Annotated in this window: 22 protein-coding genes, 1 tRNA gene and 1 other RNA gene; 6 read left to right on the top strand and 18 right to left on the bottom strand. The window is 36.6% G+C overall.

Going from position 1 to position 26706, the window contains the following annotated elements:
* Nucleotides 1–66 precede the first annotated feature (66 nt).
* From addA to IGK27_RS04520, 6 genes are all read right to left on the bottom strand, one after another.
* Nucleotides 67–3861: a helicase-exonuclease AddAB subunit AddA gene (gene addA, locus IGK27_RS04545; RefSeq protein WP_075320348.1), complete on the bottom strand. Its 3795-nt coding sequence runs from the start codon at nt 3859–3861 to the stop codon at nt 67–69.
* The gene (locus IGK27_RS04540; RefSeq protein ID WP_033626406.1) at nt 3854–7444 is read right to left on the bottom strand and encodes a PD-(D/E)XK nuclease family protein; all 3591 of its coding nucleotides are present in this window, start codon (nt 7442–7444) and stop codon (nt 3854–3856) included. The genes addA and IGK27_RS04540 overlap by 8 nt, the downstream gene beginning before the upstream one ends.
* A 110-nt stretch (nt 7445–7554) precedes the next feature.
* Entirely contained in the window at nt 7555–8103 is a 549-nt protein-coding gene (gene lepB, locus IGK27_RS04535; protein WP_014524992.1) for a signal peptidase I, read from the bottom strand.
* Between the two features lie 220 nt (nt 8104–8323).
* Entirely contained in the window at nt 8324–9043 is a 720-nt protein-coding gene (locus IGK27_RS04530; protein ID WP_033626405.1) for a LutC/YkgG family protein, read from the bottom strand.
* Nucleotides 9036–10508 (bottom strand): LutB/LldF family L-lactate oxidation iron-sulfur protein, encoded by a 1473-nt coding sequence (locus IGK27_RS04525; protein WP_002365496.1) that lies wholly within the window; start codon nt 10506–10508, stop codon nt 9036–9038. Before IGK27_RS04525 ends, IGK27_RS04530 begins: the two co-directional genes overlap by 8 nt.
* A gap of 12 nt (nt 10509–10520) precedes the next feature.
* On the bottom strand, nt 10521–11282 hold the full coding sequence (locus IGK27_RS04520; protein ID WP_033626404.1) for a (Fe-S)-binding protein: 762 nt from the start codon (nt 11280–11282) through the stop codon (nt 10521–10523).
* A 369-nt stretch (nt 11283–11651) separates the two neighbouring features.
* Here IGK27_RS04520 and IGK27_RS04515 point away from each other — a divergent pair, with 369 nt between their 5' ends.
* The 4 genes from IGK27_RS04515 to IGK27_RS04500 all read left to right on the top strand — a co-directional run bounded on the left by IGK27_RS04515 (nt 11652) and on the right by IGK27_RS04500 (nt 14341).
* Nucleotides 11652–11939 (top strand): hypothetical protein, encoded by a 288-nt coding sequence (locus tag IGK27_RS04515; protein WP_016615697.1) that lies wholly within the window; start codon nt 11652–11654, stop codon nt 11937–11939.
* A gap of 180 nt (nt 11940–12119) precedes the next feature.
* Nucleotides 12120–12305 carry a hypothetical protein gene (locus tag IGK27_RS04510; protein WP_002358046.1) on the top strand — a complete coding sequence of 62 codons (186 nt, stop codon included), beginning with the start codon at nt 12120–12122 and terminating at the stop codon, nt 12303–12305.
* A gap of 171 nt (nt 12306–12476) precedes the next feature.
* Nucleotides 12477–13829 (top strand): amino acid permease, encoded by a 1353-nt coding sequence (locus tag IGK27_RS04505; protein ID WP_002382100.1) that lies wholly within the window; start codon nt 12477–12479, stop codon nt 13827–13829.
* Between the two features lie 110 nt (nt 13830–13939).
* Entirely contained in the window at nt 13940–14341 is a 402-nt protein-coding gene (locus IGK27_RS04500) for a YxeA family protein (RefSeq protein ID WP_002358048.1), read from the top strand.
* Here the strand turns inward: IGK27_RS04500 and IGK27_RS04495 are convergent.
* From IGK27_RS04495 to IGK27_RS04485, 3 genes are all read right to left on the bottom strand, one after another.
* Entirely contained in the window at nt 14338–15072 is a 735-nt protein-coding gene (locus tag IGK27_RS04495) for a class I SAM-dependent methyltransferase (RefSeq protein ID WP_033626402.1), read from the bottom strand. The two genes, IGK27_RS04500 and IGK27_RS04495, sit on opposite strands and share 4 nt — an antisense overlap.
* Nucleotides 15073–15141: 69 nt before the next feature.
* On the bottom strand, nt 15142–16737 hold the full coding sequence (locus IGK27_RS04490) for an ATP-binding cassette domain-containing protein (protein WP_002358050.1): 1596 nt from the start codon (nt 16735–16737) through the stop codon (nt 15142–15144).
* A gap of 124 nt (nt 16738–16861) precedes the next feature.
* A complete protein-coding gene (locus IGK27_RS04485; protein WP_105577422.1) occupies nt 16862–18745 on the bottom strand; it encodes a collagen binding domain-containing protein in 1884 nt (627 codons plus the stop codon).
* Between the two features lie 334 nt (nt 18746–19079).
* Here IGK27_RS04485 and IGK27_RS04480 point away from each other — a divergent pair, with 334 nt between their 5' ends.
* On the top strand, nt 19080–19385 hold the full coding sequence (locus tag IGK27_RS04480; protein WP_002358053.1) for a DUF898 family protein: 306 nt from the start codon (nt 19080–19082) through the stop codon (nt 19383–19385).
* A 138-nt stretch (nt 19386–19523) separates the two neighbouring features.
* Nucleotides 19524–19890, top strand: a transfer-messenger RNA (tmRNA) gene (gene ssrA, locus IGK27_RS04475).
* Between the two features lie 236 nt (nt 19891–20126).
* Here the strand turns inward: ssrA and IGK27_RS04470 are convergent.
* The 9 genes from IGK27_RS04470 to IGK27_RS04430 all read right to left on the bottom strand — a co-directional run bounded on the left by IGK27_RS04470 (nt 20127) and on the right by IGK27_RS04430 (nt 26705).
* A complete protein-coding gene (locus IGK27_RS04470; RefSeq protein WP_267589437.1) occupies nt 20127–20612 on the bottom strand; it encodes a hypothetical protein in 486 nt (161 codons plus the stop codon).
* Between the two features lie 122 nt (nt 20613–20734).
* Nucleotides 20735–20805 (bottom strand) — tRNA-Ile (locus IGK27_RS04465).
* A gap of 116 nt (nt 20806–20921) precedes the next feature.
* The gene (locus IGK27_RS04460) at nt 20922–21146 is read right to left on the bottom strand and encodes a hypothetical protein (protein ID WP_081115599.1); all 225 of its coding nucleotides are present in this window, start codon (nt 21144–21146) and stop codon (nt 20922–20924) included.
* Nucleotides 21147–21245: 99 nt separating this feature from the next.
* A complete protein-coding gene (locus IGK27_RS04455; RefSeq protein ID WP_075578564.1) occupies nt 21246–21446 on the bottom strand; it encodes a cold-shock protein in 201 nt (66 codons plus the stop codon).
* Between the two features lie 817 nt (nt 21447–22263).
* Nucleotides 22264–23523 carry a LysM peptidoglycan-binding domain-containing protein gene (locus IGK27_RS04450; protein ID WP_267589438.1) on the bottom strand — a complete coding sequence of 420 codons (1260 nt, stop codon included), beginning with the start codon at nt 23521–23523 and terminating at the stop codon, nt 22264–22266.
* A 53-nt stretch (nt 23524–23576) separates the two neighbouring features.
* Complete coding sequence (locus IGK27_RS04445; protein WP_002397776.1) at nt 23577–24005, bottom strand: phage holin family protein; 429 nt, start codon at nt 24003–24005, stop codon at nt 23577–23579.
* On the bottom strand, nt 24005–24541 hold the full coding sequence (locus tag IGK27_RS04440) for a hypothetical protein (RefSeq protein ID WP_267589439.1): 537 nt from the start codon (nt 24539–24541) through the stop codon (nt 24005–24007). The genes IGK27_RS04445 and IGK27_RS04440 overlap by 1 nt, the downstream gene beginning before the upstream one ends.
* Entirely contained in the window at nt 24542–25570 is a 1029-nt protein-coding gene (locus tag IGK27_RS04435) for a structural protein (protein ID WP_267589440.1), read from the bottom strand.
* A 10-nt stretch (nt 25571–25580) separates the two neighbouring features.
* Nucleotides 25581–26705, bottom strand: coding sequence for a siphovirus ReqiPepy6 Gp37-like family protein (locus IGK27_RS04430; protein WP_267589441.1), 1125 nt, complete (start codon nt 26703–26705; stop codon nt 25581–25583).
* Nucleotide 26706: the final 1 nt, after the last annotated feature.

Genomic DNA, 26706 nt, shown 5'->3' with positions numbered 1-26706 from the left:
CCTCACCTCTTCAATGAGTATAGCACATTCCTTACAAAATGTAAGTGTTTCTGCCTCTAATTTTTTCTACTTTATAAAATCTACAACATTTCCTGTCTGCATGTCAATAATTACTCCTCCATTTAATAAAATCAAATAGACGTGCGACACCTCTTTATGCGTTGCCTCTTGTAGCGCTCTACGATAAAGATTCATCTGTCCGCGATACCGTTCGACAATTTCAGAAATCGCTTGGGGAGAGGTGCCTTTTACATGATCGGTTTTATAGTCATACAAAATGCATTGATTGTCTAATTCGATATAGCCATCAATAATCCCATGAATTAATAAATCATCTTGTGTCGTTTCTGGATAATTTTGAATGAGCTCTTCTGCTTCAATCAGCATAGAAAAAGGTTGTTCCCTTCTAACGGTTTGATGGTGTTGAATCAATTGTTTTCCTAAGGCGGTGTCAAAGAAGGCCACGATTTGTTCCAGATTCATTTTTTCAGCAATTGCTGGTAAAATCAATTTATTTTCCACTAAGCGTTCTTGAACAGCTCGCACTTCCTCGTAAGAAGGTTGCTTACTTAAATCAATTAGTTGTAATAAATAATGGGTTGCTGTCCCAATTTCAGCTGCTGAGGGCGCTTGAACCGTATCTAAAAATTTAGGCTTACTTAAATCTCCTTCAATCATTCGATTGACAATCAACGGTTGCGCTTGAATAGTATTGTCTTCCCGAACCTCAATTTTACCAATTTCTTTGTTATCGGGGTCATCAAATACTCGCTTGATTTCAGAAACAGACTGATAACTGGTGGTCCGAGTAGCCACTTCAAACGGATAATTGAAACTTAACCGTGCAAGACCACGATTGATTTTGTCAGCAGATAATTGCGCTTTTTCGGCTAAATCCTCTGCTTGTCTTTCTGGCAATTGTAATTGCTGAATGGCTGCTCGTAGTTGTTCTTCGTTGAACCACTGAATATGAAAGTTAGCTGGGTGCTTTTTGACTTGCGGAACGTTACTTACTACTACTTCTTGCTGATATTCATCGGCTTTTTGATGGCGTACCAATGTCATCCCAACCCAATTCATTAAACTACTTTTACTTTGCAAGCGATTTTCAGCTGGTAGCACCAGTGTTTCTACATCGCCAACTTTCAGCCACTCTTTCCACATCGCCGCTTGGTCTTTATAGGAGCCCACCAGAAAAAGTTTCTGTTCTGCACGTGTCAACGCCACATATAACTTCCGCATTTCTTCGGATAGTAATTTTCTCAATCGTACTTGTTTAATCGCCAAAAATGGTAAAGTGTCGTACATAACTCGTTCTTCAGGTTGTAAATAACGAATGCCTACGCCTAAATTTTCTTCAAAGATATAGCGTTCATTCAAATCACTGACATTAAATTCTTTGGTCATATCTAAAACGAATACCACCGGAAATTCTAACCCTTTACTAGCGTGAATCGTCATGACGCGTACGGCATTCTCTTCACTTAAAACGACTGGTTCCGCTAAATCTTTGTCTTTTTCTTGCATTTTTTCGATGAAGCGAACAAATTGAAATAATCCGCGGAAGGTTGTTTTTTCATACGCCGCGGCCCGATCAACCAACGCATATAAATTGGCTTGGCGTTGTTTGCCAACAGGCAACCCGCCAACATAATCAAGGTAGGCCGTTTCCCGATAAATCGTCCACAGCAAGTTGCTAATCTGGTTGCGTCGAGCCTGTTCCCGCCATTTTTCTAATGATTCAGCAAAACGTATAGTTTTTTCCTGAACAACTGCTTCCTCCATGGTTGGTTCCATCTTTTGATTAAACGTTAAAAATGCTTCGTAGTAACTGGTTTCCTTATTAGCCAAACGAATAAGCACTAATTCGTTTTCTTTTAATCCAACAATTGGTGAACGTAACACAGCTGCCAAAGGAATGTCTTGATAGGGATTATCAATCAATTGAAGCAAGGCAATCATTGTACGAATTTCCGTTGCTTGGAAATAATTTTGAGCATCATTGACTTGAACTGGAATTTCTAATGATTTAAAAACATCTAAAATAGTTAAATTATTTTTCTTTGTAGGCGTTAATAAGACAATATCTTGATAAGTAATCGGTCGATCCGTTTTCAGCTTTTTATCATAAATTAAGAAATTTTGGTCAATTAATTCACGAATTTTCAAAGCAGTAACGTAAAGTTCCCCTTCTGTCTTATCTTCAATCAACAACTCAGGGGATTGTAATTCTGGAAATTCAACTGATTCTGTTGCTTTTTTTTCATAAATTAGCAATTCAGTTGAATAATCAGCCGCCTCCGAAAATTGATCAAAACCATGAACCAAAGCAGCTGACTCATCGTAAGCAATTTGGCCCACTCGCTCATCCATTAATTGACTAAATACTAAATTCGTAAAGTCTAAAACGTCTTTGCGGGAACGAAAATTTTCAGCTAGAATGATTCGTTTACCCTCTTTGCCTTGCCCATACTGATTGTATTTTTCAATAAACAATGTAGGATCTGCCAAGCGGAAAGAATAAATAGACTGTTTCACATCTCCTACCATAAAAAGGTTTCCTTCTGTGCTAAGCGGACGGCGCAACCAATACAAAATAGATTCTTGTAATTGATTGATATCTTGGTATTCATCGACTAACACTTCATCAAATTTTTCGCGATAGTAAACCGAGGCTTCTGATGCATGCCAGCCATCTGCCTGATTTTTCGCTAAAATAGCTAACGTATAATGTTCTAAATCGTTAAAATCCACTAAATTTTTAAGCCGTTTTTCTGCGCCATAGGCCTCCATAAATTGTTTCCCCACGTGAGCCATTTCTTGAACAATGGGCGTGGCCTCTTTCAAGACTTGTTTCATGGCATCTGGAGAAAGTGTAAACAGTTGCTTTTTCAAATCATTTAACGCTTTTTTATTTTGTTCTCGTAACTGTTTGGCTTGTTCCGCGGTTGGTTTCAACTCTTCGGCACGAACCGTTGGGTAGCGGTCAAAGCTTAACAATTCAGTCAAATTATAGGCGCTTTCTAAATCATTTCTCTCTAAAAATTGTAAAAATTGTTTTGTTTGTTCCTTTTCATTTTGAGCTAAATACCAAATCTTTTGAAGTTTCTCTTCGCCCTCTGTTAAGGTCACCATTTCTTCGTAACGCTGAAGAGTTCGTTGTAACGTCTCAACGGCTAGCGGTTTTAAATACGTCTGAAATAACGTTGATTCGCCTAGCTGATCCCCTACTTCGTAGGCTTGTGTTAAGCCATTAATCCACGCCTCTGGATCAGGATTGGCTTTGGCAAATTCATAAAAAGAAAAAATTAAGTTAGTGAGTCCGTCATCACTACGGTCATTGGAAAAATTCGCTGTTAATTGGTAAAACGCTTCTTGATTTTCCGCATAAAATTGTTCACGTAATGCATCCCAAACATCTTCTTTTAATAACAATGTTTCTGTTTCATCTGTTAACATCCGAAAAACTGGATCTATGTCAATTAAATAATAAAAACGACGAATAACAGTTAAACAAAAGGCATGTAACGTGCTGATATTGGCTGTTGGCAAAAGAGCAATTTGACGAGAAAAATGCCGTCTTCTTTCTGGATCTTGTTCTTCATTCATTGCCTTTTGTAAAGCCACTTGGATACGTTCTTTCATCTCACGGGCGGCGGCTTCAGTGTACGTCACAATCAAGAGACGATCGATATCGACGCCGCTTTTGACTTTTTCAATGACACGGCGGACTAAAACGGTGGTTTTTCCTGAGCCAGCCGAAGCAGAAACTAAGATATTTTCATCGCCATCAAACACCGCTTGCCATTGACTGTCGGTGAATTGCTCATTGGCTGGACGTAGTGGAATTGTTTTACTCATCTTCGGTTGCTCCTTCCTCATCTTTGTTTAACAAGCGCGCCATAATTTCCTCTTTGGATAAATTCTCAATACGATGATAATTATTTTCTTTTAACATCACATCAAAATCACAGACACTTCGAAACGGACAATAACGACAAGCAATCCGTTCCTTGCCTTGATAAGCGGGATTAAGTTGAACTTCGCCGCCAATAATTTGATTCCCCGCTTCAATAAATTTATTTCGGTTATGGGAAAGCAACGCGCCTAGTTCTGGTTCTGTCACAAATTTATCTTCTTGGCGACGACCAGGTTTAATTTGTTCTTTGGCGGATTCTTCAATCGGAAACAGCAACGAACTTTGTTTAGCTTGCAGACTCGTATCTAAATGATCCAATAAATCTGGGTCTTTCATCAAAAGACCATCAAACTGATATTTTTTAAGCATTTGTTGTTCAATGTCGTCTTTGCCTTCATAAGATAATGTAGGATTGTGTACATGCAGATAAAGTGAGCCAGCAGGTTTAGCTTCTTGACCAACTAATTGCACAGCATCCATTAAAGCCACATCCAAGTACGTCAGCATTTGCATGGCTAAGCCGTAATACGCTTCTGTCATATTAAATTTACGGTGACTCGATTTATAATCAATCACACCTAAATAGGTTGATTCGGGTGTAACCAATTGATCAATCCGGTCGATTTTTCCCCGAACATGAATTTTCCCTTGATTTTTTAATGGTAATTCCAAACCAGAAATTCCTTTTTTAGCGGCAATTTGGCCAAATAACACTTCCGTTTGAACAGTCGTCATGCCACTTCGTTGGCTTTGGCGTTTCAGCGCCCAACTGACTTTTTTAATTGTTTGACTCAATTGATAGCGAATATAGTTCATGCGACTAGAGGTCGTTAATACAGAAAAACGTGCATCCCCTAAAATACTATTTAGTACTTCCTCCGCCAATAAATTGACTTCCTGATCGGTTAATTCAGATAAGTTCCGTTGATTCATAATCAATAATTTAAAGAACTGATCCAATGCTTCATGGAAAAATTCCCCTGTAGCTGCTGGCGAAAGCCCAAAGACATCTCTTTCTTTCAAACGTAAGCCATAGCGAGAAAAGTATTGATATTGACACCGATAAAAACTCTCCATCCGAGAAACGGATGTATAAATATCTTTACCATATAAAGGTTCTGCTAAGACCTCATCAATCTTTTCAGGAATATTTTGATGCGTTAAACTTTCGAAAACTTGCTTGGCTAGCGGCGCAATTGATTGGTTCATTAGCGCTTTTTCCATATTTAACCAGAAAGGCAACAATCCTTCTTGTGTTTCTTTCCGTTGTCTTTTCAAACGCGTTAATTCACCGATTAACGTCCGATACGTACTAATATGGGCTAAACTGGTCGTTTCATCATCGAAAATGGTTGTTTCATTTTTTTCAAAAACGGGCAAGTTTAAATCTTTTTGGATATTTTTAAAATAAGGAGACGGTTTGACTTCTTGAGCGGTGTCTTTAACACTTGGATAGGTTAAATATAACCGTTCTCGCGCTGAAGAAAAGACGAGATACGCAATATAAGGTTCTTGCGCAATTTTGCGTCCGGTTGTCCCACGTAAATATTGGTTTTCCGTTAAAGTATCATTGATTGTCTGACGTTCTTCATCAGACAATAGTGTTTTATTTTCAATCTTTTGTGGAAAAATTTCTTCCGTCATCCCAATAGCAAAAGTAACCTTGGCAGCGCCAGGTCGAGTTAAATCCATTGCGCGAACTTGTACTTGGTCAATCGCTGTCGGCACTTTACTATAGTGCAAACCTTCCAAGCCACTAACAAATATTTCTTGAAACGTTGTAAAATCAAACGAACTTTCTCCGTAAACAGTGACGTATTCATCTAGTAACGACATCAATGCATCCCAAGTCTGTTCATGGTTACGAGCTGTTTCTAGTTGACCGGCTTCGATAGCTTGTAAGCGCCACATTTTTAATTGTGTTGCCACACCACTTTGCAGTAAAAAGTGATAGAAGACGGTCGCTGCTTCCAAACCAGTTTTGGCACTTATCATTGCTTGAAAGTAACTAGGTAACAGCCGTTGAAGCGATTGACGAATCGCATTTGACTCTTCTTCCATCGTAGCGACATCTTCTTGCTCTTCCGCTTCAAAATCATACCGAATAAATTCCCAATCTTTTTCTTGCGACCAATAATAACCTTCATAGCCGTATGCCAGGACTACATTTTCGGTAATATCAACTTTTCTGCGCCAAGCGTTCCGTTGGTTTAACCAATCAGTCAAGCTTTCTTCAGAAGTAGCGAGTTGATTCATTGGCATAAATAATTCCGTTCTCAAAAAACGGAGCACATCGCGATAACGATAATTGTACGAATGAATAGCAAATAAAGATTCAATCCATTCGACTAAAGGATGCCGATCCATAGCCATATCTCGGTCGACATAAACAGGAATCTCGTGTTCCGCAAAAATCGGTTCTAATAAATTTTCATAACAATCTAAATCACGAGTCAACACCTGAATTTCTTTGTACCGATACCCTTCTTCCACCACTAAACGGCGAATTTCGGTTGCAACATGTGTTAATTCTTCTTTAACGTTTTCAGCACGCCACAGAAATAAGCCATCGCCCCTCCAGTCAGCTGTGCTTAATGGAGGCAGGTGTTCTTGCGATTGAATCCAATAATCGTTTAATCCTTGCAAATCTGGATTTGTAATTAATACCTCTTTCTTTTCCACATAATCTGAAAGAATCGGGATTTGCTTCTGTCTTGCTAGTTGATAAAGCTGATGATAGGTTTGTCCCGCTTCATAAAATAACGACCGCGGATCAGGTAAGTCATGCGGATATTGTTTGTCCAATAAGAGGGCTACTTTCACAGAACCTGCTTGCGCCATTAGCACTTCAATCAACTTTAATTCTCTGGCAGTAAACTGCTGATAGCCTGAAATAACGAATTGAACATTCGACAAATCAACCGTTTGTAAATACTCGCTTAAATGTTGAATAATCTCCGCTGATTCATAGCCATACTGACTCATTTGCAATTGGAATCGCGTAAAAATTAACGTTAAATCTTGAAACTTAAGTTGTAAATCTTGTCCTTTAGGGTTCTCCGTTTGTTTTTCTAAAAATGGATAAAGCTCCGCAATTTCAATATTGCCTTCGCGCATTTCTTGATAAAGCTGAAATAGTTGCTGAATAAAGCCAGGCTTGTTAATTTCACCTCTAAAAATTTGTAACTCTTCTTCTGCTTCTACTAAAATTTTGCGGAAAATCATCGCAGCGCCTGCATCAGATAAAACATCTGCCGAGTAAAAAGGTGTATGTTGTAAATAGTACCAAGCCAAACGATAAAAACTAAAAACCTGCAGACGGGTACTGGTTATTGAATCAGACGTAGTTGTCTGTAATTGACGTAACTTTTGCAAGACTTGAATTTCTTGCTCAAACTTAATATGGTTCGGGACTAAATAGAATACTTCATGCTGTGCGTCTTCCTCTAGCCATTGTTTTGTCGCCTGTATAAGTGGCGCTTCTAAGTCTGCCACGGCGGTTCCTCTAATAAACTGCACACTCATGGTTTCACATCCTTTTCCTTTGCACTGCCTTTATTTTACCACAAAAGAAGGACGGAAACATGTGTTTGTTTTTACACATTTCCGCCCTTTTCTTTTACTCATTGTCTCTTTTATTGTTTTGACACTTCTGGTATTGGACCAAACCGTGAGAATGGCCACATCACAAATTTCACTTCACCCAAAATATCTTTTTTATGAATAAAACCAATCATTCGACCATCTCTTGAATTCCGTCGATTATCACCTAAAACAAAGTAGCTATCTGCTGGTACTTTTTCTTTTAATGAAAAATCGCCTGTCAAAGGTTGACCATCTGTTAAGGCTTTTTTAAATTCATCTAAATAGGGTTCGTCAACTTCTTTTCCATTGATGTACAACGTATCATCCTTGTACGCAATTGTATCTCCAGGTAAACCAATCACACGTTTAATATAATTTTTATCTGGTTCATCTGGCGCTGGGAAAGTAATAATATCGAAACGATTAATTTCTGTGTTTTTTAACGTAATTACCCGTTCACCATCTGCTAACGTTGGATCCATTGAATGACCTCTCACTACGACAGGCGTAAATACAAATTGTCTCAGTAAAAACAGACCCAAAGCTAAACAGGCAAAAAAGACGACTGTTTTAATTAATTCTTTTGATTTCAAACTCATTCCTCCAAAAACCTTATTATCTTATGTCTCATATTCTACCACAAAGTAAATCAATCCTATAGTGCTTAACACCCAATTAATTTTTATGTACGCTTTTTTTACAAAATGGTCAGAAAAAAAACGTATTTCTTTCAAATTTGATTCTTACTTTTTTGATCCTGCTCATAAAAAAAGCATAATCAATTCTAAAAAGGGCTGAATTGATTATGCTTCTAGCGTTTTAGCGATCCATCACAACCACGTAACAAACTTCTAAAGGACCATGCAACCCGACAACCAGTTGCATTTCAATATCTCCTGAATTAGAAGGCCCTGAAATAAAGTGAATCGCTGAGCCGATTTTTTCACCTTTTTCTATTTTTTCTGTATAAAAAGCTGCTGGCTGAGTCGAACGTGGAACGAGTTTGCTAAACGATATAATTGAAATGTAATGCTTCGGTAAAAAGTGTAAAGCTCTGCCTTGCCCCGCATTGGACTCCACCACAATCGTTCCTGATTCAGCTAGTAAAAACTCAGCAAAGGCAATCGCGATATTTGCCTGAGCAGCTGTTTGAATATTCGCTTCTCGTTGCTCACTTCCAGGTTGCCATTGCTTAACAGAAACAGCCTCTAATGACTTAGCTAAATCAGCTAATCCATAGGCTTCAAAACGTGCATCTGTTGGCAATAAAAGATTGCCCCCACCAAACTCAGCAACAATTTGCTGAATCGTCGTCAGTAAATTTTCTTGTGTGGTTTCCACTAAGTTCGTGTGAATCGTTTCCACACGTTCTTTCACAATCGTTAATAGCTCTGCTGGTGTTTTATCTGCCAACTGTTCTTCTGGTAAATGATTAACTGGCTCAAATGGATGGGCCGAAACAGGCTGTTTTTCTACGCCTAATTTTTCTCGTAGATTTTGTAAAAAAGGTTCTCGATTTTGAATCGCTTCATTAGTCATTTTTTTCACCTTCTTGATGTTTTTTGAACCAACTTCTGAAGTTTTCTGAAGATTTTGGTGGTCTTGGCAAATCACGAACATCGGTCCAACCTTTTACTAACCCTGGTCCTTTATCAAGGTAGCCTCCATGATTGTACATGTTTTCAACAGTAATGTCTTTTTGTTTACTTAAAATGCCCGCTGCAGCATGATCGACTTTCATGGCTGCTTTAAACATTGCTGGTGAACCAGTGGCTTTACCTACCATACGCATTTGGAAATCTTCAAATCCATGTTTCATTTTCAGATCATCGGTCATCACTTTACGATGTTCAATTAATAATTCGTGCAATGGAATTTTCACAGGACACGTTTCCGTACATGCCCCACAAAGACTAGACGCATAAGGCAATTCCCCAAACTGTTTATATCCACCTAAAATTGGAGAAAGCACAGCACCAATTGGGCCTGGATAAATAGAGCCATAACCGTGCCCACCAATATGGCGATAGACCGGACAAACATTCAGACAAGACCCACAACGAATACACTGTAAGACTGGCTGAAAGGCTGTTCCTAACGCTTTTGAACGCCCGTTATCCAAAATGACCACGTGAAATTCTTCTGGTCCATCGGATTCATCCGCATTTTTTTGCCCAGCAAACGTCACATACGTTGTTAAATTTTGACCAACAGCACTTCTGGCTAAAAGGTTATCTAAAACCTCTGCTTCACGCATTGTTGGTACGATTCTTTCCATCCCCATTAACACGATTTGTGTCTTAGGAATACTGATGGTCAAATCAGCATTTCCTTCATTTGTATTTAAGTTAATTAAGCCGCTATCCGCAATAGCGAAATTACAACCTGTAATGCCAATCTCCGCTTCCAAAAAGAATTTGCGCATCACTTCTCGTGCACAGCGTGCCAAATTTACCGGGTCATTATCTCCTTGATACCCTAATTTTTTCGCAAAAACCTGACGAATCTGTTCGCGATTTTTATGAATACTTGGGAAAACAATATGTGACGGCTCATCCCAGTCATCCATTTGTAAAATGAATTCCGCCAAGTCTGTTTCCATCACACTGACATCGTCTAATCCCAATAACATTGGATCAATATCGACTTCGGTCGTCACCATTGATTTAGATTTCACAATTTTTTTCGCCTTTTTTTCTAGAACCACTTGTTTCACATATTCATTGGCCTCTTCGGCGGTTTGAGCAAAAAAGACTTTGCCACCTCGTTTGGCAACGTTATCACTGAACTCTTCTAAATAGTCAGGCAGATACTGAATTGTATGTTGGCGAATTTGTTCTCCCAGTTCACGCCATTGTGGCCAATTGCCTAAAGCTTCCCGCGCACCTTCTCGTTTCTCCCATTGGGCATCTTGTGCTTTGGCGACAGCCTTTTGCATAAACACATCTTTTTTACTTTCTTCAATTCGTTCACTTAACGGCTTATTGCTCGTTGATAATCCCACAGTTCTTCCCCCTTACCCTACCGATATGATTTGCGGTTGATCCATGCGTGCTTCATCCACTTCGTGATTAAGGACTTCTGCAATATGCATAATCTTAATCTTTTTCCCATCACGATTGAATTTACCCCCGATATTCATCAGGCAACCCATATCCGCACTAATTAAAATTTCTGCGCCTGTATCAATCACATCGTTCATTTTTTCCGTCACCATTTGTTCAGAAATAGCTGGCATTTTCACTGAAAACGTTCCGCCAAATCCGCAACAATTTTCAAGATGTCCTAAAGGAATCATTTCTAATCCTTTCACATGATCCAACAAAACAAAGGGTGATTCTCGTTCATTTAAAATTCGCGTCATATGACAAGAACGATGATAAGTTGCTTTCCCATGTAACGTTGCGCCAACATCTTTGACCCCTAAGACACGATAAAGAAACTGACTAAACTCGTAAGTTCGCTCAGCTAAACGTTGTGCTTTTGGTCCATAAATAGGATCATCTGCTAAAAATTTGTGGTATTCTTTCATCATGCCGACACAAGACCCCGCAGGTCCCACCACATAATCGGCACCGTCAAAACTATCAATTTGATTTTTAAGCGTTGTCGTGCTCTCTGTCACATAGCCACTATTATACGTTGGCTGACCACAACACGTTTGGCTTGTTGGAAAAACCGTTTCACAGCCATAACGTTCCAAAACCTCTACCATTGCTTGCCCTACATTTGGAAAAAGTAAATCCACCACGCATGTCGAAAATATACTCACTTTCACGCAAAATAACCTCCTCGTTTTCTACGAAAAGGCTCCATGAAATTAATTGGGCGGCTGTCATTAAAAGTCACTTGGCTGTCGTCTCTAACTACTTCACAGTGCCTTTTCAACAAATACGTTATTTGTAACAAAAATCGTTTTTTAAAATGATTCTTATACAATAATTATTTTACCAGTATCTGGTTTTAACAGCAAACGATTCCAGAAATTTTGTGCATTTTCACACAAAAAAGGAGGCTTTTTTATAAAAGTTTCTTTTAACCCCTTTGAAATTCGTTTTTTCTGAAGAAAAGAGTGACGAAATTTTGAAATTTTGGTAAACTAAGAAAAAACGAGAAACGAGGTCCATGCATGTTCATTTCATTTAACATGTTTATTCTATTAATTGTTGCAACGATCCTAATGATTTTTCTGATTATCTATTTGACAGTCACTGGAAATGATAAAAATAATAAAAAGAAACAAAAGAAAGAAACAAAAAGAACTACTCCAACTTTAAACAAAAAAACAACTGTCCCCCCTTCTCAGAAGCCAAATGTTGTGACTGATGTTGCAAAAAAGAACGAGCCGGAAAAGCAAGCCGTACAACGAACACAGCAACCAACCACTAGAGAGGACGAGACTTCTCAATTTACACGAAGCCAACGTCATAAATGAAAATGGGCCATAAGTCGAAATGACTTATGGCCCATTTTCTAATTCTTAAGATAATCAGCTGAACAAAAAATCCGCTAGTTGTTTCACTTTTTCTTTTAATTAATGATAGTTTATTCTTCTTTTCAGGTGTATACTAAATGATTGAAAAGAGACTTTAACTAATTAGGAAGAGGTGATTTTTTGTCTGCAAAGCGGTTTATTCAATTATTCATTTGTTATGCTATTTCAATGATTGTCGCAATACTTTTAACGGACTTATTTAATTTCTCGAGTCCTATAGCTTATTTAGTAGTGGCTAGTATCATCGGCTATGTAGTCATTACTGTTCCATTAACAATTATGACTCTATTAAAAAATAAAAATTAATAAAAAAATTGAGCGATTTTAATCACTTAAATTGCTCGATTTTTTTATTTTCATAATATTTTTCACTTATTTTTTCATTTTCATTGACAGAATAGTTGTAATTGTCAGAAAATTGTATATAATAAAGAAAGTTATTTTCATATTATTTTTTTTCAATTAAAGGAGAATCCTATGAGTGAAACACAACAAACAACCTTAAAAAAACAATTAAGCTCGCGCCACATTACGATGTTAGCCTTAGGGGGAGCGATTGGCGCAGGTCTTTTTAAAGGAAGTGGCGAAGCAATTGGTATTGCTGGTCCTTCTGTTTTAATCGCCTTTCTAATTGGCGGTGCTGTTCTCTTCATCGTCATGAGTGGTTTAGGAAAACTTGTTTTAGATGGCGGAGACACACATCATGGTTTGTCTGGCTTGGTTCGACCATTTTTAGGTGCACATTCTGCTGATTTTATTGATTGGGTTTATTATTCCATGTGGACAATTAATATTATCGCAGAAGCGGTTGCCGCAGCTTCCTTTTTACAACTTTGGTTTCCTAATATTCCTGCTTGGTTTTTTGTTTTTATTTTAGCTATTTTAACGACGCTCATTAATCTTTACTCGGTTCGTTTATTTGCAGAAACAGAATATTGGTTGGCGTTTGCTAAAATTAGTGTCATCATTTTGTTAATTATTTTTGGTGTTTATCTGGTGGGACAACAAATGCTAGGCAGTGGTGTCTTCCCTACTTTACAAAGTATCACCGATCATGGTGGCTTCGCCCCACATGGCATGAAAGGTATAGTTAATTCTTTATTAGTAGTTATTTATTCTTATGGCGGTTCAGAATTAATCGCGATTACTGTCAGTGAAGCAGATGATCCTAAAAAAGCCATTCCTAAAGCGATTCGTGGTGTGATGGGACGGATTATTTCCTTCTATATCATTCCATTATTCTTACTTTTGATTATTTTCCCTTGGAATACCTTAGCAGGCACAACGGTGAGTCCATTTGTTATGGTTTTTGAAAAAATGAATATTCCTTTTGCTGCTGACATCGTAAATTTTGTGATTATTTTAGCCTTGTTTTCTTCTATTAATTCTGGAGTATACGCCTCTTCTCGCCTTTTATATTTTCGCTTAAAAGATAAAAAAGGACCCATGAGTAAACTTGCGGTTTTAAACAAGCACCAAGTACCTCAACGTTCAGTTTTCTTCTGCGCCAGTGTTTTATATCTGGGCGTTATTCTTTCTTATTTTGTTGGCGATGAATTATTTGGTTACTTAGCCGGTTCTCTCTCTTACACTGTCTTGCTAATTTGGATTTTAATTAGCGCTGCGGCGTTTGTTCTTTCTTTAAAACGAGGGTCTCTCTTTGAAAAAAGTATTAATCTCCTTGCTTTAATCATTTTAGGTCTCATCTTTATTGGCATCTTATTTACAAATTCGTTAGGCGTCACTCTTTTAACAGGCCTACTGTACTTTGTTATTTTCTTTAGTTATCGTAAGAAAAATGATTCCTTTCTACTCTCTGATGAAAGCTAAATAGACCAAAAAAAACGAACAGTTTTGTAAGACAACTGTTCGTTTTTTCGATGTTCCATCTCCTTCTTCTTTTGCTATGCTATTTTTGTAAATTGTTAGGAGGAGAAAAAATGAAAAAAATCGGCGCTATTTTATTTATTGGCTTATTCATTGTTGGTGGTTATACAGGCTATCGTTATTATGCAGATACATATAAGGGTGAAAAAGCCTATGCACAAGTTCCTCTAGAAATTCCTGAACGAAAACAAACAGTAGATGACAATCAAAAAAGCATAGATGGCCAATATTCTTTACACTATCGACTAACTTTTGTTAAAAGTAATGGAAAAACACAAGTCATGGACTACGAACGGACAGACAAAAATCCTCAACCTTTGGAACCAAATGCTTACATAGAAGCAACCATTAGTAAAAAAAGAATCATCCAATCTCCTGTCAAAATTGATAAAAAAGAGATTCCAGAAAAAGCTTTCGCACAATTAAATAACCGAAAAACAACCAGCGATAATTAGTCATCGCTGGTTGTTTTTTTACATGGAATAACAATTAATTCATAAATAATGGTACGCTGATTTTGCTTAATTTCATGAGAACCAAAAATTTCTTGTATGCGTTGTTCTAAAATTGGAACTGACCATTGTTCTTCAAAATAGTTGCGGAAAAAGTCTTTTGAAATAGCTTCTGATGCTTCAAAGAAAAATTTTTTTGTGAAAAAAGGTCGCTGTTCTTTTTTTAGAAATGCTTTGTATTTTGCCATCCAATTTAACTGCGGGTTGCTCTCTTGCTCAAAAGGAGAAAATAACGAATCTTGCTCTTCCACTAGCCGAAATATAAGACACCATTCCTCACTTAATTGGCACAATGCATTAACTTTTTCCGGCGTATCCAAAGCAGGATTCATCGCTGAAAAAACGACTTGAAATTTTTTCCCAGTCTCAATCAGTCTTTCTTGGCTTTGGTGAAGAAAAACAACGTTGCTTTGTGCTTTTGCTTCCGCAATCTCCAACATTCTCTGAGAAATATCGGCTAGCGTATACTCCGTGACTTGCTCTTGAAAAAAAGGTAAGTATCGTCCTGTCCCACCTGCGATATCCAGAAATGTCTGACACGGAAAAAGACCTTCTTGGACCAAGAAATCACGTAATTCTCGGGCAATTGGAAATGGCGATTCTTGTTGAACTTCTTCATATTCTTCTGCAAATTCATCCCAAAATTCCGCTAATTCTTGCTCATTATTATTCATCAACAGTTGCCCCTTTCTCTCAATTCTTATAAAAAGTGTAGCAAAAGAAGCGCCAAAGAGCTAACAAGTTCACTCATTTAAATCAATAATTTCATCTACAAATCGCAGGGTTTTAGGTCGATGAGTAACCAAAATAGTCAACTTATTGTGGGTAAATTTTTGTACTTCTTGTAACACTTTTTCTTCGGTCTTTTCGTCCAATGCAGAAGTCGCCTCATCTAAAATAAGGATCTCTGCTTGTGTAAATGCTAAGCGTGTAAAAGCAATCCGTTGTTTTTCACCACCAGAAAAATTCATTCCTTTTTCACTCACAATAGTGTTTAAACCTTCCGGTAACCGTTCATAAAGTTCCCCCAACTGAAAACGATACATAGCTTCAATTACTTGTTCATCAGAAATTTCTTGATTAAATACAATATTTTCTTTCAACGTTCCTTGAAATATTGGCACATCTTGAGATAAATAAAAAACTTTTTCATAATAATCTTCCAAATTAAATTGTGTTAGAGGAAATTGATTCACATAAACTGTCCCCTCTGTCGGCTTCAATAATCCTAAAATCAATTTAATCAGGGTAGATTTACCTGTCCCACTTTTTCCAATCAAGCCATAGGTTTTATTCATTGAAAATTGTCGATTTTGTTGGGACATAATCGTTTGACTATCTACGCTAAAACACACATCTTTTAATGAAATTGTTTGAATTTCAGGTAACGCTTTGCCGGAAACCGCTAAGTCAGGATCATCTTCTTTTTTATAAAAATCTTCCAAGCGCTGATAGGCTACTTTATCCAAATTATATTGAACAAATAAAACATTAAATATGGCTATCGGCGTATAAATTCGATCGATATACATCACTATCGCTACAAGTCCACCTAAACTTAGCGTCACGACGTTAGTAAAACTAAGTACGACAATACTTACTTTGATAAGTGCAACTAACAAGGCAAAAAAGCCAAAGAAAAATTCATGGATCATAGTCATTTTTGTTATATTTTGACTATTTTCCTCTGCCATTAACGCGTAATTTTCAATCTCTTTTTTATATTTTCGATTAATTCTAAAAGTTACTAGTTCGGTCATCCCTCGTATCAAAGTAGCATTCATTGCTTCTTCAGAAATAAGTGTTTTTTCTTTCATTTTTTGTAGCGTTTTCAAAAGTATTTTGGTTAAAATAAATACAATCACATAACCAATTAGAATTGCTGGTAATAATTTTTTATCAATCAATGCTATGAAAAATAAATTAAATAACGTCTCTGGAATTAACTCTCGAAATAAGCGCCCATAAAAATTCAAGTGGATATTTCTCCCAGCTGCTGCACCAACTTCTACTTTTTGTAGTAAAGCACCCGCTCCCAGTTTTAGATATTCTTCATAGGAAATCTTGCTCATTTTTATTAAACTTAATTTCTTCAAATAGAAATAGATGCCATTAGTTAAGTAAGCTTTCGGTTTCTGTTCACAGTAAGACAATAGCGGAATTAAAATAATTGTCGTTCCATACGCTACTAACAACCCTAGTTGGAAACTTTTTTGATAATGATCTAACAACTGTTGAAAAAAATAAATTGCTAAAGCACTACATAATGAAACAATCACACCAATCAAAATGTACCAAGTGAAGCTTTTCTGAAAGTGCGACCATATTTTTTTAGTCATTTACTCCCTCCTTTTCGAGCATTATATACCTTACTGTAGCATAGTTTTTGATTGGCGCCTATCAGCAATTTATCTCCAGATAATAGAAAAGCCCCCCAGCGAAAGCTGGATGGCTTTTCTATTGTTAATTCTTTCTGATTTGTAGATAACTTACACCTAAAACGGCAAATGTACTTGCCAGTATTCCTGCTATTAACATAAACGGTGTTTTTGTTGTGCCTGTTTTGGGAAGTTCTCGTTGCCCGTTTGCTTCATTTAATTTTTGAATTGGTTCACTAAGCAGTTGGGGAGCCAACTGTGGGCTTCCTTCATTTTTCAATGTATTTAATGGAGCGTTTAGTATTTGTGGTTGATTTTTTGATGTAACATTTTTATTTGTCTCCACAGTTGTTTCTGTGGATGGCTGTTTTTTCTCAGTTATAGTAATTTCTTTTGTTGGTGAGACATGAACTTCTGATTGGCTGCTTTCTGCCGTTTCTGTTGTGCCATTCTCTTCAGTTGTCACACTTGGTTTTTCAGGTATGATTGGTGCAATTGTACCTAACGTTTCACTTTCATCTGGATTTTCTTCTTCCGTTGGTGAGACATGAACTTCTGGTTGGCTGCTTTCTGCAGTTTCTGTTGCGCCATTCTCTTCAGTTGTCACACTTGGTTTTTCAGGTATGATTGGTGCAATTGTACCTAACGTTTCACTTTCATCTGGATTTTCTTCTTCTGTTGGTGAGACATGAACTTCTGGTTGGCTGCTTTCTGCAGTTTCTGTTGCGCCATTCTCTTCAGTTGTCACACTTGGTTTTTCAGGTATGATTGGTGCAATTGTACCTAACGTTTCACTTTCATCTGGATTTTCTTCTTCTGTTGGTGAGACATGAACTTCTGGTTGGCTGCTTTCTGCGGTTTCTGTTGCGCCATTCTCTTCAGTTGTTTCTGTTGCCTGTTCCGAAGTAGGTATCTTTGGTTCCCATTCTTCTATTGTCTCTAAAGGAATGTCTAGACTTTCTTCTGTTGGCATTTCCACATTTTGATTGCCGCTTGCCTCGCCTTCTACAAAAACATTTTTAACCTGTGATGTATTTTTTTCATTCGTTGCGTCTTGATTGTTTAGTTGATAATTGATGTCATAACTATTTTCAAATGTTGCTTGATGTTGGCCTGCTTCCGTGATTGTCGAAGTGTAACGGACGATAAAGGAAGTAAAGCGTGCTTTATCCCGATAAAAACGTAAATTAAAGTCATTATCTGTTACGAAGTCAATTTTGCCATAACCTTGTTGCTCAAACTCGGCAAGTGAAATATATTTAGTTTCTTTGTCATTCACAATATCAAATGTAAAACTCTCTTTATTTAATTGTTGACCACTTCCTTGTCGATCCGCAATTGAAATATCTTCTGTGACATCGGATTTATTGAGGTTCACATTTAAAAACCAACGTACTTGATTTGACTCTCCAGCCAAATCGCCTACTTTATAAAAAAACGGATAGTCTCGCTCAATTTGGCCAGTCTCTGTGTTGGTCACTCCTTCAATCGTCAAACGTTGAGTCGCCGTTGCTGTTCCGAAATCCGTTTCTATCACATTCGGTTGCGAACTATTGGTGATAAGCGTTTTAATCCCGAAAGAAAAATGCCCATTCACATTATGTAAAGATTCAACTTTTTCATTAAATGTTGCTACAACATGATCTTTATAGATAAAAACTTCCCCTAAACCATTTAAATTGATTTTTCGTGGTGAGCCATCGTTCTCGGTCATTCCAACTAATGCATTTGGTAAAGTTAAAGTAATAGTATCGCCAGGTTTTATTTTCTGATTTTCTTTGTCACTAAAAGATACTTTAATTGAGGTCATCTCTCCTTGATATAAAGTAGTGTGATCTAATTCTACTTTGTCAACGATTGAACTTTTGCTCAATTCGGCGCCAAACGAAATTGGACCAATCAATAACGCCCCCGCAATTGGTAGAATCATTACCAACAGTAACACTAAAAATTTTACACTTTTTGTCATAAAAAATTATTCACCCTTCTTTTCTCTTATTTTTTCCACTTAGTGGTCTTTTTCAGAAGTTGACAATAGCAAAAAGATATGTCTCGTACAATATTAATGCTCATTTAAGTAGCCTTTTTTTTAAATTTCTAATTCACTTCCTAAGGAAAACGTTTTATTATGGTAGTTACATTAGATAACATTTGTTACAAAATATCTAATGCTGCCAAGTTTGAGTTGCATAAATAACATATTTCACATCAATAATGAATAAAAATACTTATTTCATCCTCATTTTGTTTCCCAGGCCATTTATTCTTGTTATAATAAAAGTTATGAGATAAGAAGGAAAAGAATGAAAAATTCATATTTTGACGGTGATTTAGCCACGTATATCGGGACTTCAATTTTAGCAACCTTGATTACTGTCTTTACATTAGGCATTTGCGCACCTTGGGGAATTTGTATGATGTACAACTGGAAAATCAAGCATACCGTTATTGATGGTAAACGCCTTTATTTTGACGGTACAGCTATGCAATTATTCGGTCATTGGATTAAATGGCTTTTATTAACTATAATTACTTTAGGAATTTATGGTTTTTGGTTGAATATCCGTTTGCAACAATGGATTACAAAACATACCCACACACTTTCATAAAAAGAGGAAGGATGAACTGAGTTACGGTCCATCCTTCCTCTTTTTATGAATATCTAACAGAGTGTTATCCTACTCTTTGAAAAAACAAGGAATTTATGCTATACTTTGATAAGTATCAAGGGATACTTATGTTATTTCGGGGGCGTTACGGATTCGACAGGCATAGTTGAGCTTGAATTGCGTTTCGTAGGTTACGGCTACGTTAAAACGTTACAGTTAAATATAACTGCTAAAAACGAAAACAATTCTTTCGCTTTAGCTGCCTAAAAACCAGCTAGCGAAGATCCTCCCGGCATCGCCCATGTGCTCGGGTCAGGGTCCTAATCGAAGTGGGATACGCTAAATTTTTCCGTCTGTAAAATTTAGAGGAGCTTACCAGACTAGCAATACAGAATGCCTGTCACTCGGCACGCTGTAAAGCGAACCTTTAAATGAGTGTCTATGAACGTAGAGATTTAAGTGGCAATATGTTTGGACGCGGGTTCGACTCCCGCCGTCTCCATTTTTAGAAAAGTAGAGAAAAACAAAAAAGAGCTAAAACCTTATAAAATAAAGGTTTTAGCTCTTTTTATTTCTATAAGAAAAGGATAAAAAAGAAGAGAAATGCAAAATATTTTGCACTGGTTTTGCATTCTGATCATTTTAAAGTCTATTTTTATTTCATCAAATACTATTCGCATATTTTACATACAAAAAAGCTCTACTTTCCATGATTGAGAAGTAGAACCTTTACATTTTTAATTATTCTATCCATTTATCATCGAAATATTCGTCCACAAATTCATCTATTGTTTCGCAGTGTTCTGGTTCTAACTCGAATGGATTTTCTTCAGGTATATGTTCTTCACTCCATTTCGTGAAATTATGAATCTGAATATGTCTTATATCGTAAAAATCGATTTCTTGTTCACCAATCAGCACAACATCGAATTCTGCCATCCCACGGAAAACACCAAAAACGTGTGGCTTCACTCGTTCATATTCATCTAATGAGTTCAACTGGATTTCTAGTACCTTATTTTGCTTAATTGAACGATCTAAAAAATATTCTATTTGTCGCTGCGATTGCTGTGGTAGTCTCTCAATATTTCGAGCGTGGTATTCGTCTGTGTTTTTAATTGCTTCTGTTAATTCACCCAATGGAAAAGCTGTGGGCCACTTTAATTCGAATGGCCTGTCAACATAATCATTGTAAGGTTTAAACTCTTTTTTAGTTCGTCTCACCATCTGATACACTCTCCTATCAGAAACATTATACGAACGTTTGTTCTATTTTTCAACAAAAAAATATTACCATAACAAAAAAAACCTATCTCTCATAAGAAAAAGAGGTAGGAGTTTTACTATTGACTATACAGGACTCGAACCTGTGACCGAACGGTTATGAGCCGTTTGCTCTAACTAGCTAAGCTAACAATTTTTAAATAAAAAATAACAGATCCTTTGGCACGTAAAGAATCTGCTTAGAAAAAAGAGTATTCCATAAAGCCTTGTTTTAAGTTTAACACAAAGACCCTAATCTAAACTAGGGTCTTTTTATTGATACACCGATAATAGTTTCTCATAACTAATTACTGTTTTTTCTTTTTTGTTTTTTGGCTTAGAACTGTCTATAATATTAATTACTGCTGAATTAATTAATAAAGCAGCTATTATACCACTTCTAATTTCTTTTCTGTAAATAAATGATACTTTCTGTCCTTCATCAAATTGCTTACTTTTCTCTGATGGTATAACTTCTTTCCATTTTCCGAATCCCATATGATGACCTCTTTTCGTTTTCAACGTTTGAAGCTTATCAATTTAATCTTATAAAAAAAAACGTTCCAACTAAATTGGAACGTTTTATCAAAACCTTTATTATGCTTTAAAAATATTAACAGCTTGCATACCGCGCTGTCCTTCTTCAGTATCAAAAGTTACTGCTTGTCCTTCTTCTAACGACTTAAAACCATCCGCTTGAATTGCTGAAAAATGAGCAAATACATCATTGCCATCTTCACCTGTAATAAATCCAAAACCTTTGTCTGAGTTAAACCACTTTACTGTACCGTTGTTCATATGTGTTTCCTCCTTGTGCATACCCTGTATGCGATTTGTTGCAACAAATGTTTGATAGGCAAAAGGAGAATTATAGTTTTATGTATAGCACTCTCGTTACATGTCAAAATTGATTACTTACTCATAGTACCATACTATTTCTTATAAAGCAAATGAGTGTATTAAAATATGATGAACTAATACTATAAAAAAGTTATAATTTATCTATTCTAGGACCCAAATATAAAAATACGATATAAAAGAGCCCCTTGCACAATTATGATACAAGGGGCATGTAGTCTTTTACTACAAGTAATTGCTTTACTATTCTAACAAATTAGTTTTGTTAATTCAACCAATAAAGCCACTCACAACCTATTAACAAAATTGTGCGTGGCTTTAATTGGAACTGTGGATATTAGTGAATATCGCTAAAATAACTATACTACATTTTTTAACTTATGTAAAAGGGAACTATTCCCAAGTAATAATAGCTTAAAAATAGGCAAAAACTATTTTTAATTAGGATAAACTCAGTACACATTATCGCTCTCATAAATCCAAGCTTAACTTTGTTACAAAAAAAGAAAGTCGGTTATGATTAACAAGTAAAATCTAAAAAAACACCTACGGCACAGACAACTACTTGGGGAAGTATGTGCGGTAGGTGTTTTCTTATGCAATACAAAAGCTTTATGAGTAAAATTAAAATGCTCCTACCTAAAGACTTGGCATAAGATAGGAGCCCTCTTTTCTAAATCGAAAAGAGTCATAATATGAAAAGGTAACTCCATTGTAAATGAGCTACCTCTAAATTTCAACTGATTTTACAAAAACATCAATAGTTCAATGTTTGACCAGGATAAATCAAGTTAGGATTTGCTAATCCGTTTAATGCAGCTAAGGTTTGATAAGTCGTACCAAGCTTAGCTGCAATACTTGATAAATTATCACCGTATTGAACTGTGTAAACATTGCCTATTGCTGATCCGTTGACTTTCAAAACTTGACCAGGATAAATAAGATTTGGATTAGCCAATCCATTTAATGCCGCCAACGTTTGATAGTCTGTCCCATATTGATAAGCAATGCTAGATAACGTTTCACCGTATTGTACCACATGAGTTGCTTCTGGTTGTTTATCAGGAACAACTGTTGCATCTGGCAATAATTCAACATCGCCTTTACTAATCCATGACAAGATGCCTTCTAGCAATACTCTGCTCCCAATTACTTCTTTCACCTTGTAGCTGTTTCCTTTTACCCAATCTGGAATAGCTTCGCCAGTTGCCCAAGCATCAACACTAAATTTCACTTTGACGGTATCGCCAACTTTAACATCAGAATTAGGTATTTTTTCAATTTCTTCGCCTGCATCTGTTGCTGGCGTATCCGTTTCTGGTTTATTGGTATCTGTATAACCACTATCCGTAATTCCTGTTAAATCTACGTTACCATCTAAACCACCTGCAATATAAGCGGATGTGAATTGCCAAATACCAATACCATCCATGCTTGGGAAATAAGCATACAATGGATATGGTGACACACCATCGATAGGATACGCAGCAATCCATAAGGAATTAGGGAACTCTTTAATAATTCGCTGATAGTCCACGTATTGCAACGTAAAAGGCTTGTAACTGTAATACATTGGTGTATATCCTGCTTGTTTGATACGGCGCATACCATACAAAATCGTTTCTGTATTTGCGTTTACATCAGGACTAGCTCCATGTTCAAAGTCTAAAGCAACGATGGAATTTTTAGGCGTTTGGATTCGTGGCAAGAAATAATCCATTGTCGTTTTGGCAATATCCATGCTACCGAACGTATCGTACCAGATATAAGTGTGCGCTCGTTTCCCTTGAGCAATAGCACTTGCTACTTGCGTTTTGTAGGTATATTGTTCGTAAATACCACTAGCATTGTAGCCGCCAATTTGAGCGATAGCGAATTTATCATGTGCATAACCAAAGCGGCCTTGTTCCCCCTGGTAAATCGCCCAATCCACACCTTGATCTCCTTTTGCAGCAAATACACCGGTAGGCATAAAAAACAGAGCGACAAGCGCTCCTGCTAAAATTTTCTTTTTCATTTAAAAACCTCTTTCCTATTTTTTAAACAAAAAAAGAAACGACACAAGCCGCTTCAATTCTTGTCTTTATTTCTCAACTGAATAAAATAATCCTTTAACTTTTCTGGTAAAGGAATGAATTCCAATACATTCTCGCAAAATGAAATGCCTTCATTTGCAATGTAAAAAATAATCACCATTTCCCTAATAGGAATATTATTCCCTACTATACTTTCAACTTTCACAGAAACTGCCACTACAAATAAAATCATTACTTTTTTTGCAATTCCTAACATGCCGATTTTGCTTGATAGTGATTTAGTAGCGATGGCTTTAAGCCAACCTGTTACAAAATCAACAATCATCAAAAATAACAAAACATCTAGCAACTGATCCATTCCCCCAAGAAAGCTAACGCAAATACCACCTACAATACTTGCTACAATTGACAGGTGGTTAAAATATTTTTCCACTGACTTACCTCCGGTTTTATCTTCTATCATTAAATACCTTTAATTTCTTTTATAGCTAACGAAACAAGTGCCGTCCGGAAAAGCTTTTTACCCTCCCGAATACTTGCTTTGAACGTAAACACATCACCCTCTTGTACTTTAACGTTAACAGAGCCATCTATTGTACTAGATTTGTCTAAAGATAATGAAGGCGGGGCACCTAACTGAGAAATAAAGTAGTTTTTAGACCCAACACTTGCAAATGCATAAGCATAGTCAGTACCACCGCTACTACCGTGAAATTTGAAGGTGCCGATAATATTAATAGCTGCTTCTCTTGTGAAAGTAATTGAAGTATTATCTGCACTAATTACAAAAGGTAAATTTGATTGACTATGCCCAAAATCAGTTCCTACCAAAGGACCTAATACATAAGTATAACCTGATGAAATATCAGTTCCATCAGGTCCAGTCCCAAAGTATGCTTCAAATGGAGGCTCTTTTGTCATAAACCTTTCTATTTCTTTAAAGTTAAGATTCAAGTCATCTTGCGCGTTTAACTGTCCTCGTTCAAAATTTGTTTTCATTTATTTCGACTCCTTAATTTTAATCTGTACACTTTTATTTCCCTCATTAAGAAGAAAGATATTAGGCGCTGTTTCTTTGATAGTTGGTGAAGACAAATTCCAATTGATTGGAACTTTTACAGTCAATTCATTTTTGCTTGGATAACCCGCTTTAAACGGAATTGATTCTGGCACTTCTCCAATCCAATTTTCTTCTCCCAAAGGTGCAACACCTAAACCGTCATGCCATGCTAAGACATCAATTTCAGGATATTCAAAAGGTAAATTTTTCTTTGTGAAAATCAATTGATCTGGTGTTACTGCTGCTATTTTCTTTTGCAAGTTTAGCGCAACATCACCATCCATATCGTTGGAAACTGTGACTAAAAAATCTTGCCAATCTTTTTGAGCTTCCTGAATGTACTCATTCCCTTTAGCAATGACCAGTTGCATATCTGCTTCTAAATTTTTCTTTTGCTCTTCCGTGTATTGATTCATATTTTCAATAATGGTATTCAGCATAGCATTATATTTATCTTCCATTCCCGAAACTGATACATTTTCAAACGGTGTTGAATAGCCACATACTTTTTCATCTGGTCTCTTATCTGTGATCAAATCCGCTGTAATAGCTGTGCTGTTTCTCGGCACTCTGACAGTGGCCAACTGAATTTCAAATACATCTGGCGTGCGTTCGACTGTCACATTACCTTTTTTGACTGCTACATAAGCTTGTCTAGCGTTCATGTCGTGCCGAACAACAATAGAGTCTGTTCGATCTTGTGTTGAAGAAGCAACGTCAATTGGTACTGCAAAAGCAGACGTATTAATATATTGATAACCTTTTAAGCTTGCTGAACCTGCTTTTACAACAATTCTCATTCCAACAGAATCAGCTGCAGTCACTCTTAATGCTTCACCGACTGACATCATGACACCGTTGCGAAAGATATTTTCAAAGTATTTTGCCCAGTCTGCCGATGTATAAGCACGATCGTATGTGCCATCATCTTGTAAAACGGCATCATAAAATAAACTTAATTCCGCCAAAAATAACCACCTACTTTCCTTTTCTCTTGATTACATCAATAATTGTTTTACTTTGGTTACCGAATTCGCCGTCAATATGGTAGCCTTTCTCATCCCAAGTCTGAGTTACAGAATTTAGAACCACTGTATCTGAATAGCCAAAAGTAGAAATACGTTTTACACGATCCCCCAATTTATAATCTCGACCATAAACAAAAAGACTATCATTTAAATTGATAGTCCCATTCAATGCCAAAACTCTTGGTTGTTCAGTTAATTTTTCTTTTCCTCTTGATTGCAATGTGGCAATATATTGTGCATCTGGCATTTTTACATCATCAACAGTCTGTTGTAAGTCACGAGCATCGACATATATTTCTTTTCGTTCGAGGCCACTCAAATTGTTATTTACTTGAGTATGCTTCCGAGCTTTTCCTTCGCCTTCTCCATAAATAAGAGCTGTAGTCGCTTCATCATAGTTGTTCTTTTCTAATGATTCATTAGTGACATTTTCAAACTCTGCACTAAATTGAACTACACTAGAAACATCTTCACTTTTTCTAAAACGAATATTTGTTCCAACTTGGCCGTTTGATGTTGAGCCAATACGCCCATTCGAGATAGGAATTTCGTCAAAACCAAAATTGTAACTTTCACACAGTCCCTCTATTTCTTCTTCAACATTCCCATAACTGTTTTGATAACTAATGTTTGAATTAGTAATTGCTGGCGGTTGTTCAACAGATAAGTAATTTATTTTTCTTTTAGCATCTGACGGAGAGACCACTTCGTTCCGTAAGTGATCGTAGCAAATCAGCTCTGGTCTTTTTGTTTGATTGTAAATTCGATAAACAATTCTCTTACCAGATTTTGCAAAAAGAGACTTCCCAGAAATTGTAATTAATCCACTGCTCAAATCATCGCAAATAATAGAATCAATATAGTAAAAGCAATTATTAATTAATAGCACTGTGTCTTCGTCCATTAATTCTTTTGGCATGTACTTTAAAAGAACAACCGTTTCAAAAGTATTGGCTGACTTGAAATTTTCTTTGACACTCATTGATTTCCATATGTCCAGAACTGCCGTTGACTCATAATCAAAGCCAGATTTTCTTCGGAACATCTCTACAAAAGGCAATGGCATAAAATCCATA

The sequence above is a fragment of the Enterococcus sp. DIV0236 genome (assembly GCF_050558525.1).
In the GTDB taxonomy this organism is placed as follows: Bacteria; Bacillota; Bacilli; order Lactobacillales; family Enterococcaceae; genus Enterococcus; species Enterococcus faecalis.
This window is presented reverse-complemented; position numbering and strand designations above follow the sequence as displayed.

Excerpts from the sequence above, each read along its gene's own strand:
- addA (WP_075320348.1), bottom strand. The coding sequence starts at position 3,861 with ATGAGTAAAACAATTCCACTACGTCCAGCCAATGAGCAATTCACCGAC.
- IGK27_RS04540 (WP_033626406.1), bottom strand. The coding sequence starts at position 7,444 with ATGAGTGTGCAGTTTATTAGAGGAACCGCCGTGGCAGACTTAGAAGCG.
- lepB (WP_014524992.1), bottom strand. The coding sequence starts at position 8,103 with ATGAGTTTGAAATCAAAAGAATTAATTAAAACAGTCGTCTTTTTTGCC.
- IGK27_RS04530 (WP_033626405.1), bottom strand. The coding sequence starts at position 9,043 with ATGACTAATGAAGCGATTCAAAATCGAGAACCTTTTTTACAAAATCTA.
- IGK27_RS04515 (WP_016615697.1), top strand. The coding sequence starts at position 11,652 with ATGTTTATTCTATTAATTGTTGCAACGATCCTAATGATTTTTCTGATT.
- IGK27_RS04505 (WP_002382100.1), top strand. The coding sequence starts at position 12,477 with ATGAGTGAAACACAACAAACAACCTTAAAAAAACAATTAAGCTCGCGC.
- IGK27_RS04500 (WP_002358048.1), top strand. The coding sequence starts at position 13,940 with ATGAAAAAAATCGGCGCTATTTTATTTATTGGCTTATTCATTGTTGGT.
- IGK27_RS04495 (WP_033626402.1), bottom strand. The coding sequence starts at position 15,072 with ATGAATAATAATGAGCAAGAATTAGCGGAATTTTGGGATGAATTTGCA.
- IGK27_RS04490 (WP_002358050.1), bottom strand. The coding sequence starts at position 16,737 with ATGACTAAAAAAATATGGTCGCACTTTCAGAAAAGCTTCACTTGGTAC.
- IGK27_RS04485 (WP_105577422.1), bottom strand. The coding sequence starts at position 18,745 with ATGACAAAAAGTGTAAAATTTTTAGTGTTACTGTTGGTAATGATTCTA.
- IGK27_RS04480 (WP_002358053.1), top strand. The coding sequence starts at position 19,080 with ATGAAAAATTCATATTTTGACGGTGATTTAGCCACGTATATCGGGACT.
- IGK27_RS04470 (WP_267589437.1), bottom strand. The coding sequence starts at position 20,612 with ATGGTGAGACGAACTAAAAAAGAGTTTAAACCTTACAATGATTATGTT.
- IGK27_RS04460 (WP_081115599.1), bottom strand. The coding sequence starts at position 21,146 with ATGGGATTCGGAAAATGGAAAGAAGTTATACCATCAGAGAAAAGTAAG.
- IGK27_RS04455 (WP_075578564.1), bottom strand. The coding sequence starts at position 21,446 with ATGAACAACGGTACAGTAAAGTGGTTTAACTCAGACAAAGGTTTTGGA.
- IGK27_RS04450 (WP_267589438.1), bottom strand. The coding sequence starts at position 23,523 with ATGAAAAAGAAAATTTTAGCAGGAGCGCTTGTCGCTCTGTTTTTTATG.
- IGK27_RS04445 (WP_002397776.1), bottom strand. The coding sequence starts at position 24,005 with ATGATAGAAGATAAAACCGGAGGTAAGTCAGTGGAAAAATATTTTAAC.
- IGK27_RS04440 (WP_267589439.1), bottom strand. The coding sequence starts at position 24,541 with ATGAAAACAAATTTTGAACGAGGACAGTTAAACGCGCAAGATGACTTG.
- IGK27_RS04430 (WP_267589441.1), bottom strand. The coding sequence starts at position 26,705 with ATGGATTTTATGCCATTGCCTTTTGTAGAGATGTTCCGAAGAAAATCT.